Raw genomic sequence first — 15,156 nt, forward strand, 5'->3', positions numbered from 1 at the left:
CTGTGTCACGCCTCGCGATCAAAATCTTCGTCGCTGGCCTAGTCGCTTGGTGGTTCCACCAATACGTAGCCGTGCCTTGGTTTTTTCCGGTTGCCCCTGACAATGCCAGCGGCTTTGCTAAAGATGTAAATATCGCCTACTGTAACGCTGGTATAGATGTAAAAATAGATTTAGAGCGAACTGCGACGCAGCTTCGATATAAAATTACGCATTCTTTCTGTCCAAAGAAGGTTCCGGCTTTGGATCAGCCCGACGCACAGAAGCCCGTCGGCTCGGATGCCCCGATGGCTGAGTTCTTGGATCAGGACGGTGTTTTCTATGATTTGGAGCCCCTCTTCGGTGTTGCCCATCCGCGCATAATCGATTCCAGTGACGTCCTACTCAGGAGGACGGAGGCTGTTTGGCGTGGGAAACCGGGACAAGAGAAGCTCTTGTGCGCGGAGTCGCGGAAACTCCTCGACCCGTCTTCCTGCAGCACAATGGAAAAGTTGCGCGGGAATCTCCTGAACGGGGAGGGGGTAGCGCTTGTTCAGCACCTGCAGCACGTTCGGTGGGGGGCCTTTCTGCTGGGTCCAATTCAATTGCTCACGCTTGCGGTGTTCGTCTTCACGGCCATCGAAACAGCTGGTCTGCTGGCACGCTGGCTGGGGGCGCCGAGCTATGTTGCGGCGCTAGTCCATAAGGGATTGAAAGATCCCTTGGGGCCAAAGGACAAGGCGGCCTTCGATAAGGAACTACAGAACGCTAGCGAGCAGCGCGTCCGAGCATTCGTCGACAGATTTCTCGAAAAGGCGCTGTCGCCCTCGACGACCCCTGCCGAGACCCGCCTCCGTAACTACCGGGACATGTTGGTCGATGATTGCGCGACTCACGTCGACATGCTCGAGATGCTCGGCGATACGATGCTGAAGATCGCTTTTCTCGGGACCGTCTTCGGAATCGGAAACTCTCTGTTCGAAGCACGTAATCTCGATGCAGCGGACCCACTCATTCGCTTAGAAGCCAAGTCCGCTATGTACGCTGGCATCGGAATGGGCTTTGGAGCCACGCTGGTCGGCATATTCTTCTCGATTATTGCTGCGAAGCTGCGCACCGGGCTGTCTGCGGCGTGGCTCGCTGGCATTGATCGAGCTTGGCGTGAAGCAACCACGTTCTACGAGAGTAATTACCGCAGCGTGGCCGCAAACGACCAACCCGCTATACCTGGGGTCGACCCCATACCTCACAGCTATCCGCCGGAGAAGCCAAAGGCAAAATTAGTCGATCGCATTCTTACTTTCTTTGGGGTAATTTGCATTGTCGTCATCATCAGCGCGCTAGTTGTGTTTTTTGCATTCGGAGCCAAATCATGGTCCGCTTTTTAGGCATGGTTTTCCTCATGGTCTTGTCGGCCGCTGGCGGAGTGATCCTCAGCCCGTACGTGGGGGGGATAAACTGGTCCAGCCCAATGTGCGGCCAAGTAGCCTCAGAGCCTCAGCCGTTGAGCACAAGTCAGAACGGCTACCGCCCCAAGACTGGCGTGAGCCAAGAGGTTGTGACGCTGACAAATATTTTTTTGGGAACCGACGTGTCAGGTGACTACGCGACCCTCGAGGATCTTTGCAGGGCTGTAAACGGTGGGGGCGGCGGTCGGGACAGTTGCATACGGCTGCATTGAGCTGAGAACGTCTCCGTCATAGGGCTAATATCCCACCAGCTAGCTAATTATCAATTAAATCGAGCGCGCCTTAGATTGACCGCGCCGGGTAACTGAAGCGTTTTATGAAGCTATTACTGGGGGACAACCCAATCGGCACTGTTCCGCTCGCCCCGGGCGTTTCCCTGCGCCCCGCCGCGCTGATTCAGCGACTTCTTACCTTACCGTCACGTCGATCTCGGCGCGTGGTCCCGGTTCGATCCGCAAGTGCTGATGCCCGTACCCGCGTTCGTCGACATCGAAAGCCTCGCCACTCAGGAAACAATGACCTCAGTCTCTTGCCTCAGTGCGCCGGTGCACTTCGCGCATAAGCTACCTGGGCCGCCGGACGAGGGGCCCGGCGCTTATGTAGATCTGATGATGAGCTTCGCTACCTCCGCGGACGCCTTGTTCCAGCCGGGACTCGTGCTGCTGCAGGAGCACGCCCGCCCCGACCGGACCGCCGCGCCCGGGGGCGGCGCTCTCCCGCGGATACGGCCCTCCGCCCCAGCGCTCCTCCAGGGCTGTGTCCCGCCCGTGTACCGGTTCGCCGTGGCCGTGACGCCGATGGACGCGCGACACAGCGCAAGCGGGTCGTTCAGCCAGGTGGGCGTGACATTGGCCAGGCCGATTGCCGCGGGCTTGGCATGGCCGGGCACCGGATCCGCATGAGGCCGACCGAGATTCTCGGCGGCGATGAGGCGGCGGTGACGGGTGATGACCGGGACGCCGAGCTGCACCGGGCCGGCAGCGAGCTCGGCCAAGGCATTGGGCACCTCGTGCTCAGCAGCGAGGGGCGTTGGACGGGCCAGTTCCGCATCCCGGGCGACGTGCTACGGCAGAAGCCGCAGGTCGTAGGGTTAATTTGCAAGAACGCCTGGCTGTGCAACTCCGCCGGCCAATCGCTCGCAACGTGTGTACTGCACGTCCACGTGTCGGAGCCGCTGAAGGAGAACTGAGGCTCTTGGTTCGATCGCGGAAACAGCCGCACGGGAAGCCGACGAATGGACTGTTCACGACGCTCCAAACCACAGCAGGGGAGATAGGTGATGGATGAAAATCGGACGTGCGCTACGCCTCTGATATCGCGCCGCAGCGTGCTCGCGGGCGCCGCGAGCACCTCTTTTCTCGGCGTGCGGTCCTCGTCCGGGCAAGCGCCGCCTGTTTGGGTGGCGTGGAAGGACCTCTTGAACCTCCTTCCCGATGCTGCGGCCCTAGGAGCCTCGCGCGCGGCGGCAGGACTGCCCAGGGTAAAATTTAGTGTCCAGAAGATTGACGAGGCGCCCGCGACTAAGGTGAACTTCGACCGCTATGCTGTGGATGTGATACGTCTGCCTTCAAGCTATACGGCCGCCGAGCTGTTCAAATTTATGCGGCAAAACCTAAACGACTTTTTCGATCAGAAGCTGTCCACATTCGCTGGGATGGACGACAAGGACAGCGAGAAGTGGGGCGGAGCCGGCGATGCGCCTTTGGGCACGATTATGGTCTTTAAAATCCCCAAGGGCCTGCTCTGGGAAGAAGGGGCGGTGGTCACCAGCGTTGCGGCGAGCAATCGATGGGTTTTCACTCCGGTGAAGATCGGCCTTGCGTGCCCCGGAGAGCATCCGGTATCGGGAAACCGGGAATTCGGCTATCGAGATACTGGCGATGGCGTCTATCAGTTCTATACGCGGGCGGCCGATCGGGCGACCGGCGTATGCTTTGGTTTCGGCGAAGATGTAATCTATCATGGCGCCGATGCGCTATGGCAAAGTTGGCAGAGCAAGATGATTGCCTTCATCACCTCCAAGAATGGGGCCGCGAAGGCGGTTAAGCCAGTTTTCCATAGGCCCAGTTGGGAGGATGTAAAAAAGAGCGGCCTGTTCACCAGGCCGGGCTGACGAATTCGAGTAGGAAATGCGAGGACTCAGTGCGGACGGGAGAAGCGCACCCTCATTCAAATCGTCCGCGCAGGACGGCCGACTATGACTTCGCCGAAGCCAAGCTACACCTCGGGCGCGCCTACCGGGATGGCGTCGGTTTCGAGGTCGACCTGGGGCAGGCCCTCTCGTGGCTTCCCTTGGCGGCCGATGACGGCAGCGACCTCGATGCCCAGTACGAATTCGGCCTGATGCACCTGGAGGGACTGGGCACGCCAGCCGACCGCGAGGAGGGGCACGTCAGGCTTCACGCAGCCGCCGACCAAGGGCATGCCTCCGCGCTCGCCAAGATCGCCGAGCTGGAGCACGCCCTTGCAGAGCCAGGCGAGCGCTTCGTCGTTATCGACTTCGAGACGACCGGCCTGTCGCCGAACAACGGCGACCGCGTAATCGAGGTCAGGGCGGTCGAGATCGTGAAAGGCCGGATCGGTCGCCATTTCCGGAGCCTCGCGAACCCCGGGTTCCCGGTGTCAGGACGCATTACGGCGATCACAGGTATCACGAACGGCATGCTCGCCGACGCGCCCACGTTGGCCGAGATCATGCGCGAGGTCTCGGCCTTCGTCGAGGGCGCTACCCTGGTCGCTCACAACGCGGGATTCGACCGCCGCTTCCTCCAGGCGGAGATGGAGCGGCTGAACCTCTGGAGCGACCGGGAGGTGCTCTGCACCATGCGGCTCGGGAAGCGTGCCTATCCGGGGTTCGGCAGCTACAAGCTGGCCATCCTGGCGTCGCAGGCGGGCGTCCAACTACCGGACGCCAAGCACTGGGCCCTCGCGGACGCGATGGCGACGGTCGAGCTGTTCCTGGTCATGCGTGAAAGGGAGGGCCGACCGCCATCCGAGACGCAGCCTCCGGCGATTGCCGAACCGGCTGCAGACGTGACGGTATTCGTAGACACCTTGCCGCTAATCGCCCTGCGCCGTCCGGCATCCTGTTGGCGCCACTGGCTGCCGGCATTCGGGTCAAGCGCCGGACTAGTAACCATCCCGACGGAGGAATGATGACCGCCAACTCGATCACGTCGCAGGACCTAAGTCTCGCTCAGATTTTCTTGAGCTTCTATCGAGTTCCCGATTATCAACGCGAATACGTCTGGGGTGAACGAGACGCGAAGGGCGAGCGAGGCGAGGAAGTTGAGCAATTTCTCAAGGATATTCACAGTGAATTTGAGGAAGCTACCAAGGACAGCGCGCCGGAATATTTCATCGGGACCATCGTCGTATGCCCAAGCAAGGACGGTGTCTTTGACCTTATAGATGGGCAGCAACGGAGTACCACCTCGTTCCTGACGCTTTGCGCTTTACGAGACATGATCTCTGAGCTTGACGGACAAGTGCCACCGACGCTGAAGGCGCAGATAGCGGCTGCCGACATGAATTGGCACGGCGAAACGGTTGAGCGGATGAGGCTTGACCTCCAGTACGAGGATGCCAGCGGTGTCCTCGTTGATTACGGCACCGGCAAAGGACTGGATGCACGCCGCGAAGGCACCCGTTCCATCCGGAATCTCGCGGGCGCTTACGACACCATTAGGGAGTTCCTGACGGTTCAGTTTCCTAATGACCCGAATGGCCTCCGTCGGTTCCTCGGATATTTTACGAACAAGGTCAAGCTCATTCGCATTGAGACGCCCAACATAAGTCGCGCGCTAAAGATTTTCGAGACCATCAACGACCGGGGCGTGGGCCTGGACGCGATGGACCTGTTGAAGAATCTACTATTCATGAACGCGAAGGAAGGCGATTTCGTCAAGCTCAAGGACATATGGCGCTCCCTGACGCAAGCGATCTACGAAGCGCGTGAGAAGCCGCTTCGCTTCCTTCGTTACTACCTAATGGCTACCTACGACGTGGAAGGCCAACTGCGTGAGGAAGACATCTACGAGTGGCTGGTAAAGAACGAGAAGCAAACGAGGCATGGCAGTGACCCCATTGGCTTTGCGCAACGCCTGCGGGACGGTGCCATCGCCTACCTAAACTTCACAGACGGGAAGACCGTGACGGGGCACCTCGACAATGGGATCATGAACACGCAGGCCCTGGGGGGAACAGCCGTCAAGCAGCACTTGGTGCTTCTGCTCGCGGGGAGACACCTGCCGCCGGCCCTGTTCTCGCGGCTCACACGGCAGGTAGAGGAGTTGATGTTCATCTGGCTGATCGCCGGCATTCCGACCAAAGACTACGAGCGCAGCATCGCCCAGGCGGCACGCAAGCTCCGGCATGTGGAAGGTGAACCTGCCTTCACGACGTTCGTTGAGGAGTTTTTCGTCCGGCAAAAGAATGAGCACCGGCAAGCATTCACGACGAAGCTGCTGTCGCTCCACGCGTGGGACATGCGGAAGTTCCGCCTGCGTTACCTGATGGCGAAACTCACCCGCCACTTCGACGTGCTGGCTTACGGTGAGGCCGGCCGGGAAAGCCTTACGCACTACCTGGAAACCAAGAACGACATCGAGCACATCCTGGCGCAGGGAGCGGACGAGGAGGCTAGAGCGGAGTTCGGTGACGGAGCCGCGGATGTCGATTTGATCAATCGCCTCGGCAACCTGATGCTGGTGGAAGCAGCGGTTAACCGCGTGATCAAGAACGCCGCCTACAGCAAGAAAGCTCTTTCCTACCCGAAGTCCCAGTTCCTCCTGGCGCGCTGCCAGGCATCCGCGATGGCGGTCGGGGTGGGCGATAAGATCACGCAGGCGGCCCAGCGGCTGAACCCTGCTCCGGCTTGGAACAAGGCCGCCATCGAAGCCAGGCAGCAGTGGATTGCCGAGGCCGCCCTCGAGGTCTGGAACCTTGGCCGGGCTGCGTCGAAGGCTGCCGTCACCAGCTGAGTCGGTTGCGTAGTCGGCTCAGCAGCTCCGGGTCATGGGGCCGACCTCAACGTCGCGAGTCGTTCGTCGCCGACTCGCGGAAGGAACTCGTCCCGGAACTGCACAAAGTCGCGGGCGAGCCACGTCTCCGGCCGAACTCTGACTAAGCTGTTTGTGCAGAAATCAGAATCGCCACGGCCTCCCTCGACCCGAGGAGATGTCCAGGCCTGACCTTTGCCATGGGTGTTGCAACATAATGGGAAGAAGTGGGGGCGAAAGCGATGGCGACCAGGTTCTTGGCTGGCGAACTCATCATCGAAGCCCTGAGGCGGGCCAATGCGCAGCATGCCACACGCCGTCTTGGCGTTGCCTATTGGGGAGCGGGTGCGGTCGAACGCCTTGGCCTCGGGAGCGCTCTAGGGAGCACCCGGGTCATCTGCGATCTATGGAGCGAGGGTTGCCACGCTGGCGCCATCCTTGATCTCATCCGCGGCGGCGCAACCATCATGACGGTCGAAGGCTTCCACGCCAAGACTTACCTGTACCCGGGCCTGGTCGTGCTCGGCTCCGCGAACGCCTCCCGCGGCGGCCTGGGCGCTTCGGACGAGCCGCCGGCACGAACGGAGACGGCCGTCTTATGCGACGACGAAACAGTCATCGATGATGCGTCCGTATGGTTCGAGGCGGCGTGGCGCCGCGGCACGCCAGTCGACGCCACCATGGTCGAGGCGGCCCGCGGCGAACTCACGAAGGTCCGAGAGGCGCGGCGACCGACGCTCCTGCATGCCCTCGCCCATGAGCCAAAGCCGTTTGATGGCCTCGATGTGTGGGTGACCTTGTACAAGGACGGCGCCCCGAGCGACGAGGCCGAGCGGACTTGGAAGGATGTCGAGGGGGAATACGGACTCGACGACAGGCAAGGTTACGACGCAAGGGGCGAGGCGCCCTTCTACGAGGTCAGAAACGACATACTCGACGATTGCAGACCGGGTCGGATCTATCTCGACTTTTCCCGCCCGGGGAAGGGCAAGCCGGCCTTCAACGGCATTTGGAAGGTACGCACACAGGGTCACCGACCCATAGTTGGGACCGACCGCTCCCTCGCCCTTCTGGATCGACTGCCAAGTCTGCGCGGCCTCAGGGTTGGCGACACGCAGATGCAGGTCTTTCGCTCCGCATTGGGAAAGCTGCCCGATGGCGATTGGCCGGTAGCATCACCTCAGGTCCGTGAGATCGCCTGGACGGCGTTGAAGGCAGCCGCTGCCTGAGGAAGAGCCATGGCCAGCGTTCAAGTGAGGACTGCCAGAGCGAGCTCTCGACCCCTTGTGGATCTTGTAACGTCCAGCTTGCCCGAGGTCAGCGCATGGGTAAGGTAGGGCAGCGAGCCGAAGTCTAATGGGACGAGGGCATCCACTCGTAGGCGAACAAACGTAGTACAGATAATGTAGGTGGCTGCCGTCAACGCGCTGTGGGAGAAGCTTTGAAGAAGCTTACGGGGAGCCAAATGCTCGGCGATGCTGGCGTCCATCGTCTCGCGGCCCGCATCCTCGATGCCGGCTTGACGTTCCACCCAACGACTGGAACCCTCGACGCGGGCATCGACGGCTTCATCGAGTTGCGCGATCCCGAGACGGGTGAGGTCAAGGCGCAGTACGTCGCGGCACAGCTCAAGACGGTGAGCAGGCTTGCCGAGGACAACGGAGAGACCTTCTCCTTCCGGGTGGATGACCGCGACCTGGAGTATTGGTCGAACGCGAACACGCCGGTCATCCTCGTCGTGATCAACCCGGCGACCGAACTCATCTGCTGGAAATCCATCCAGTCGTACTTTCAGGACCCCGACCGGAAGCGGTCGCGCAAGGTGGTCTTTGTCCGCCGGGAGGACGAGCTCACCCCGGAGGCCGTCGGCAAGCTCGCCGCACTCGTGGCGGGCTTCGCGCGGCCGGGCGTGGTCACCCCGTCGATGCGGCTCGAAGAGGAGCTTGAGACCAACCTGCTCCGGGCCAGCTTCCCGTACCGCCTCAACGTTGCGTCCATCGAGGAAGGCCCTGGCAAGGTCAGGGACGCGCTCAGGCGCAAGCGGGAGCGACCGCCCATCGACTGGGTCGTGGACGGCGACCGGCTGGTGACCTTCCGCGACCTCGACGACCAACTCTTCGAGGACGCCTGCGACCAGGGGAGCATCGACCAGATCGAGACGCTAGACTGGGCGGAGTCCGACGGCGAGGCCAGCAGGAGGCTGTTCGTGCGCCTGCTGGGGCTGTGCTTGGGGGAGCGCGTCCGCGAGCGCCTCGTGTTCGACCGCGGCCGCCGGTTCTACTTCTTCAAGAGCAATCCCCAGCGGCGGGGCGAGCGCGTCTACACGTTCAAGGACGCGCGCGGTGACGGCAAGCGGACCGTGGTGTCCCGGCATGGCCTCAATAAGGAGAAGACTGCCGCCTCCTACCTGCGGCACGCGGCGTTCGTCCCGCGCTTCCTCAACCTCGACGGCGAGTGGTACCTCGCGGTCGACACGACCTACCACTTCACCCGGGACGGGTTCGCGGAGAGCGCATTCGCCCCGGACTACCTGAAGCGGATCAAGGAGATTGAGCGGAACTCCAACGTGCGCGGGCACATGCGCCTGTGGCGCGCCCTGCTCACGGAACGGGGCGACATGCTCCGCGAAGAGTACCCCTATCTCAGCTTCGAGGCGCTAGATCCGCTGCGCCATCCCTACGGGGTCCCCGACGACCTTTGGTCGGCGCGCGAGGACCCGGACATGAGCAAGGCTCGGAAGGCAGGACAGAGTGAGCTCGACCTTTAGGCTGCAGCACGTCCACGAGCCGCTGCTGGAGTTCGGCGGCGACGGGCGCCACCCGGACGTGCGCTTCGGCCTCGTCGAGCATGGCCCCGTCGACTTTTCCACCGAGGGGACCCGGACGGTCCGGGTCGGCTTGATCGGCTCCTCCGAGACCGTCGACGGCTTCCGCGAGTGGTTCGCCCGCTGCGAGCGAGAGATCCCCGCCAAGCCGAGCTGGCAGCCCAACCTCTTCCCCGCCTTTCCGGGCAGCGGCATCGCGGGGCCGTTCCGGTGCTGGTTCGAGATCGACCGCCACCACCAGCGCGTCCTGCGGCCCGCCAGCATATCCAAGGTGACCGGTGAGTCCCACGACGAGGTCGCCATCCGCCTCGCCGTGGAGCTGTTCGAGCAGGAGATCCGCGACCTTTCCGAAATGGACCGGCCGCCCCAGGTCGTCGTCTGCGCTCTGCCGGTTGAGCTCATCGAGCGCGTGAAGAACCTCAGGATCCCGGAAGAGTCCGAGGGCGGGACAACCGAGTCGGAGGGAGCAGAAACTACCAAGGAGGTGGTGGAGGATGACGAGGAGGCCAACCCATACGAGGATTTCCGGGGCGCGCTGAAGGCTGCCACCCTGGCCTACAAGATCCCCATCCAGATCGTCTGGCCGTCCACCTACGACGAACGGGCGGTGATTAAGCGCAAGCTCGCGAAGCTCTCGACCAGGCGGGTGCAGGACGAGGCCACCCGGGCCTGGAACCTGTTCTGCGCCCTCTACTACAAGGCCGGCGGCACGCCCTGGCGCATGGTGCGCGGGCGCGAGGAATACTCCGCGACCTTCCTGGGGATCAGCTTTTTCGAGGACCTCGGGCGCACCTCCCTGCGCACGAGCTCCGCCCAGCTATTCGACGAACGGGGCGAGGGCCTGATCCTCAAGGGCGGCCGGGCTCTGCGCGACAAGAACGACCGCCATCCCTACCTTTCAGAGGAGGACGCATACGCGCTCACCAGGAACTCGCTCACCACCTATAAGCGCGAGTGGGGCACCTTCCCGGCGCGCCTCGTCGTCCACAAGAGCTCCCCCTTCCACCGCGAGGAGACCGCCGGCTTCGACGCCGCCATTGACGAGCTCGGCATCGACCAGGCCGACCTGATCTGGCTGCCGCGCCGGTCGCCGGTGCGCCTCATGCGGGACGGCGACTACCCGCCCCTGCGGGGCACGGCGATGCGGCTCGATAGGGAGACTTCGCTGCTCTACACCCGGGGGAGCGTCGACTTCTTCGCCACCTATCCCGGGCTTTACGTCCCGAACCCGTTGATGATGAAGGCCCATCGCCGCGACAGGACCGAGTGGGACATGCTCCTGAACGAGACCTTGGCGCTGACCAAGATGAACTGGAACAACACCCAGTTCGACGGGGCGCTGCCCATCACGATGCGGGCCGCCCGCCAGGTGGGTGAGATCCTCAAGCACGTCGGCGAGGGCCAGGTCCCGGACCCGAGATATCGGTTCTACATGTGAGGAAAGGCGGGACCGCGACTGCCGGTGGGAGCCAAGCTAGCGCCCGGCACCGGTATCGAGGAACCTGAGGGCTACGGCGAGCCGCTTCGCATGGAAGATCGCGTCGGCCTCATGGGTCTCGAAGCCGTAATCGTTCTCGACGGGCGCACCGAAGTGAACGAAGGCAAGCCCGAGTTCCGGGGAGGAAAGGTGCAGCAGAACGAGCAGCCTGCGCCCGTCCGGCAGGATGGCTTGCTGACCCCACCGCTGCGGTAGGCTGACCAAAGTGCCCATGAACTGGAACCGGACACCCTCGCCTTCCAGGTGCGCGAAGGTCGGGTCGAGCCCGGACTCCGTTTGCATGGCGGCGAGCCAACGCTTCTCGGTATGCCGCTTCGCGCCTTCCGATAGGTAGACCCGTTCCCCGGGCATGAGCTCGTCGAGGCCGAAGCGGGTCTCGCGGAGATCCTCCTCGATCTCCTTCTCCAAGGCCTGCGCCACATGGACCGGGGGCGGCCCAAGCGAGGCACCGGGCCGCGAGGGCCCTGACCGGGAGAAGTCGCGGGCCGCGCGTTCCATATCGAACGCCCAGGATCCTTCCGGCACGAGCCAAACGAAGACGTCCCGGAACAACGGGTCCTTGCGGGTCCGGTCGGACCGGTCCAGCATCCGCCCGATCCGTCCAGTCCACTCGCGCACTTGGCGCAGGCCATTCGCCACCCGCTCGGCATCGTCGCGGCCCCAATCGTCCTCGTCCTTGTCGAACCAGGCGGCCAGCGGCAGCAGGACGACGCGGGACCGGCCCAGCCTGCCGGCGACCCCGACGACGTGTCCCCCCATCTTGAGGCGTGGGCCGCGTGCGAACCCGGGCAGGTGGGTCCGTATCCAAACATCGACATCAGGGATGCCGAGCTCAGCGATGGCAGGAAAATCGTCGACGGAGGGCTCGGTCGGTACTTCGACCGCGGCGACCACGCGCATCGCGACCACGGCAAGATCCGGCGCCAGGTATTCCAAGGCTTCGGGTGCATCCGGTGGCTCGACCCTGCGGAAGTAGACCGCCTTCGAGGAGCGTCCGGGCCAAGCGCCCTCGACCTCGAAGGCGACGGTGCCATCGTCGGTTTCGACGACGGCGACGGCTCTCCCGCGCCGACGCACGATCCGCGCGATGCCCCGGACGCAATCCGGGCGCACTGCCAGTGCGTCGTCCGATACCGACACTCCGTGCAACCCGCGGCGCTCCTGCTGCCACCGCGCGATGCGCCCCGCGTCGGCGAACCCTGGAACACCCGCCGTCGCCGAGATCGTGCAGCCATGCTTTGGCCAGGGCGGACCCAGGTCGTCGAAGAAGACGCGGCCGCCGTTCGCGGCCATGAAGAAGAAGACCGGCTGGTGACATACCGGACAGTGGGCATTGGGGATGGTCACGTTCCGCGAGGGCGAGACGGCGTCGTCGCACCCGTAGGCTCGCATGACCGGCCGAGGCAGGCCGGCCGGCCAGTCGTCGCGGCTCACGCTGTGGTCGCTGACCCAGAAGGTCGTTCCTTGCTGGTTCGTCCGGTAGTGGCCGGATCTGCCGAACGTCGTCATGGCGGAAGCGAGCAGCGTTAGAGGCGATTGCGAAGCTGGTCGGCTAGTGACCGGCCAAGCTGGTCCGTCCCCGCCCTGCGGCGGGATGGCGATGGCGTTGCGCTTGGGAGCGGCCTACCGGCATGATCACCAGCCCTTGCGCATGAACTCCTCGATGTCCCGTGAGGAGATGATGCGCTCGGTCCCCTCCCAATCGAGCCCATCGTCGTCCGCCACGTCTCGGAAGTAGCGGCGCTCGACGGGGCTGCGGATCTGCTCCACCCGCTTCGGGAACAGCTTGACCGCCTCCCGGTCCTTCAGGACGGCGTCGACCCAGTCGTCCTCGAAGGAGTCCGGCAGCTGGCCCAGCACCTTGAAGATGTCCTCGAACCTCTCCGAGAGGGCCCCGTAGACCTCGTCCTCGTAGGTGCCCGCGTAGCGCAGGTTGGCGACGTGGATCTCGGGCCGGCGCTGGCCGATGCGTTGGATGCGCCCTTTTCGCTGTTCGAGGCGGGAGGGGTTCCAAGGCAGGTCGACGTTCACCTGGGAGCCCAGGCGCTGCAGGTTCAGACCCTCGCAAGCCGCGTCCGTGGCGGCGACGAGCTTGATGGTGCCTGCCCGAACGAGGTCCTTGATGACGTTGCGGTCGGTGCGGCGCCTCTCGCCGTTGTGGAGCACGAACGACCGGCCGCCGCCCGCGTAGATGGCGATGGGCTGCTCGCGGAAGCGCTCGGCGAGCCGCTCGCCCACGAACTCGGCCGTGTCATAGAACTGGCTGAACGCGATCATGCCGTGGTCGGCGAGCCAGCGATTGTCGGCGAGGTAGCGGATGATGACGTCGACCTTGGGGTCCATCTTGCCGCGAGCCAGCACCGCCAGGAGGTGCGTCTCGACCTCCCGCAGCGCCTCCGTCTCGTCGGGGGTGAGCGGCATGCGCTCGCGCTCCTGGGCGAAGAGATCCTCGTCCCCGTCGTCGATGGCGGACCCGCTGGTGGCGCCCGCCAGGAGCGCCCTTGTCGTCGCCAGGCCGGCCGCGACCGAAGAGCCGATGCGTCGCAGCAGGATGGTCTTCATGAACCCCGCGGCCGGCCGCGTGCGCGCGTAGAGGCTGCAAAAGCGGGTGGCGGCATCGTACGCCTGGCGGAACGAGAAGCCCATCTCCAGGCCCTCGCCGGAGAAGAGCTCGCTTGGCAGCCCGTCCCCGGCCCGCGGATGCACGACCACGTCGATCCGGGGCAGCAGGCCGGCATTCTCAAGCATCGTGCGGGAGCGGCGGATGACGCGCCGGATGATGGGATTGGTCTGGGCCACGAGCGTCGGGAACTCGGTCCGCAGCCGACTCCTCTGACCCTGCGAGAGCTCGTCGTAACGAGGCCCGTCGATGCGGCCGTCCGGCAGGCGGTGGGCCGTTCGCACGACCCGGTAGAAGCCGGACTCCGATGCCGGCGGCAGCGGGTTCCGGAGCAGGCCCCACTGGTCGGTCGGGTCCTCCGGCCACGGCTTCTCGCCGGTGAGGTAGCCGATGCTGGCGTCCGACGACCAGGCGCGACTGCCCTCCTTGCCGAGGACGTGCGTCGTACCCTTGGCCAGCATCGCGACGAGGTCGTGCAACTCCACGGCCTTGAGCTGGATGGGGGTCGCCGTGCCGATGATGACGTTGTCGGAGTTGGCGGCGATGCGCTCCATGAAGTCCAGGAGGCGCTTGGCGCCTGTCCGGGCGTCGTCCTTGCCGCCACGGTCCGCCCTCGCCTTGTGGGCCTCATCGAGGATCACCACCCCGAAGTGGCACTCTCGCAGGTGCTTGATCTCGCCGTCCTCGTCCCCGCTCACGATGAGCCCGGTCGAGACGATGCCGATGCGCATCGGGCAACGGGCGACCGCACTGGCATCGCCCTTGGGGGAAACGGCGAACTCTTTGGTGTCGAGCCACTGCTTCTTGGCCGAGGACCAGATGGCCGAGGGAAGGCCAAGCATGTCCTCCAGCTCAGTCTGCCATTGCCGCGTCAGGGTCGCCGGCGCCAGGATGAGCACGCCGCCTCCGGACAGGAGCGAGAGCACCATGGCCGCCGCGGCCATCGACAGGGTCTTGCCGAGGCCGACGTCGTCCGCGATCAGGAACCGCGCCTTGCCGTATAGGGCATGGTCGTCGACGCAGGCCTGGACGAACCGCTTCTGCCAGGGCCGCAGGATCTGGCCGGTCTTGTAGATCGGGCGCTCGACCAGGGAGGAGGCAGGGTTTGAGAGGCCACCCTCCTTCCGGGCGAGCTCGATGGAGGCGTACTCAAGCCGTTGCGAGACCGCGCCGATGTGGCTGATGACCGCCTGCGGCAGGTCCACGCCCAGGTTCCAGAAATGGTCGAACTCCTCCCGCACCCACTTGGTCGCCTCCGGGGCGTCGTCCTCCCAGATGATCTCATAGGAGTGCAGGAGGCCGGTGGCGCTCTCGTTCATGGAGCCGACGAAGGCAGTCGAACCGCCGTCCCGAAATTCCATGATGCCGGCCTTGCCGTGCACGAACACGTTCGCGCCGTCCCGCGGCACGACCTTCACGCGCATGCGTCCCGACGCGAGCAAGTCGTGCAGGATGCGGTAGCGACTCTTCGCGAGAAGCTCCTCGATGCTGGACTGCCCGGCCATCCAGCCGGCCACGAGCGCGCGCGACAGCGCGTCCGAGCCCTCGCTGGCGGCCTTGGCAACCCTGATGTCGTTCGGGTCGAGCTCTGCGTTGCATACTACCCGGATCTCGTCGATGCCCGAAAGCTCTTCCGACATGAGCTCAAGGAGGGACGATCGGAAATAGCCGGCGATGCGCAGGTAGCGGTGCGAGCGCGAGAGGCGCTCGCCCAGCATGTCTCGCAAGGACCCGCGACGGGAGGAGTAACGCAACATGGCCACCGGTTT

10 protein-coding genes are annotated in these 15,156 nt (G+C 64.0%); 8 read left to right on the forward strand and 2 right to left on the reverse strand.

Annotation, left to right across the window (positions count from 1 at the left end):
- Positions 1 to 2: 2 nt before the first annotated feature.
- From ACLBXO_RS01870 to ACLBXO_RS01905, 8 genes are all read left to right on the forward strand, one after another.
- On the forward strand, positions 3 to 1,364 hold the full coding sequence (locus ACLBXO_RS01870) for a hypothetical protein (RefSeq protein WP_447684305.1): 1,362 nt from the start codon (positions 3 to 5) through the stop codon (positions 1,362 to 1,364).
- 979 nt (positions 1,365 to 2,343) lie between these two features.
- Entirely contained in the window at positions 2,344 to 2,634 is a 291-nt protein-coding gene (locus tag ACLBXO_RS01875; RefSeq protein WP_447684306.1) for a hypothetical protein, read from the forward strand.
- 228 nt (positions 2,635 to 2,862) lie between these two features.
- Positions 2,863 to 3,558, forward strand: a complete 696-nt coding sequence (locus tag ACLBXO_RS01880) for a hypothetical protein (protein ID WP_447684307.1) — start codon at positions 2,863 to 2,865, stop codon at positions 3,556 to 3,558.
- A gap of 29 nt (positions 3,559 to 3,587) precedes the next feature.
- Positions 3,588 to 4,601: an exonuclease domain-containing protein gene (locus tag ACLBXO_RS01885; protein ID WP_447684308.1), complete on the forward strand. Its 1,014-nt coding sequence runs from the start codon at positions 3,588 to 3,590 to the stop codon at positions 4,599 to 4,601.
- Entirely contained in the window at positions 4,601 to 6,427 is a 1,827-nt protein-coding gene (locus tag ACLBXO_RS01890; RefSeq protein ID WP_447684309.1) for a DUF262 domain-containing protein, read from the forward strand. The genes ACLBXO_RS01885 and ACLBXO_RS01890 overlap by 1 nt, the downstream gene beginning before the upstream one ends.
- 260 nt (positions 6,428 to 6,687) lie before the next feature.
- Positions 6,688 to 7,674, forward strand: a complete 987-nt coding sequence (locus ACLBXO_RS01895; RefSeq protein WP_447684310.1) for a phospholipase D family protein — start codon at positions 6,688 to 6,690, stop codon at positions 7,672 to 7,674.
- Between the two features lie 212 nt (positions 7,675 to 7,886).
- Positions 7,887 to 9,212: a DUF4365 domain-containing protein gene (locus ACLBXO_RS01900; protein ID WP_447684311.1), complete on the forward strand. Its 1,326-nt coding sequence runs from the start codon at positions 7,887 to 7,889 to the stop codon at positions 9,210 to 9,212.
- Positions 9,196 to 10,707 carry an argonaute/piwi family protein gene (locus tag ACLBXO_RS01905; RefSeq protein WP_447684312.1) on the forward strand — a complete coding sequence of 504 codons (1,512 nt, stop codon included), beginning with the start codon at positions 9,196 to 9,198 and terminating at the stop codon, positions 10,705 to 10,707. Before ACLBXO_RS01900 ends, ACLBXO_RS01905 begins: the two co-directional genes overlap by 17 nt.
- Before the next feature lie 36 nt (positions 10,708 to 10,743).
- Here ACLBXO_RS01905 and ACLBXO_RS01910 read toward each other — a convergent pair whose 3' ends face one another.
- Together ACLBXO_RS01910 and ACLBXO_RS01915 are read right to left on the reverse strand one after the other, a co-directional pair.
- On the reverse strand, positions 10,744 to 12,276 hold the full coding sequence (locus tag ACLBXO_RS01910) for a hypothetical protein (protein ID WP_447684313.1): 1,533 nt from the start codon (positions 12,274 to 12,276) through the stop codon (positions 10,744 to 10,746).
- Positions 12,277 to 12,402: 126 nt separating this feature from the next.
- Positions 12,403 to 15,105, reverse strand: a complete 2,703-nt coding sequence (locus tag ACLBXO_RS01915) for a helicase-related protein (protein ID WP_447684314.1) — start codon at positions 15,103 to 15,105, stop codon at positions 12,403 to 12,405.
- Between the last annotated feature and the right edge of the window lie 51 nt (positions 15,106 to 15,156).

Source organism: Methylobacterium sp. C33D (assembly GCF_053345825.1).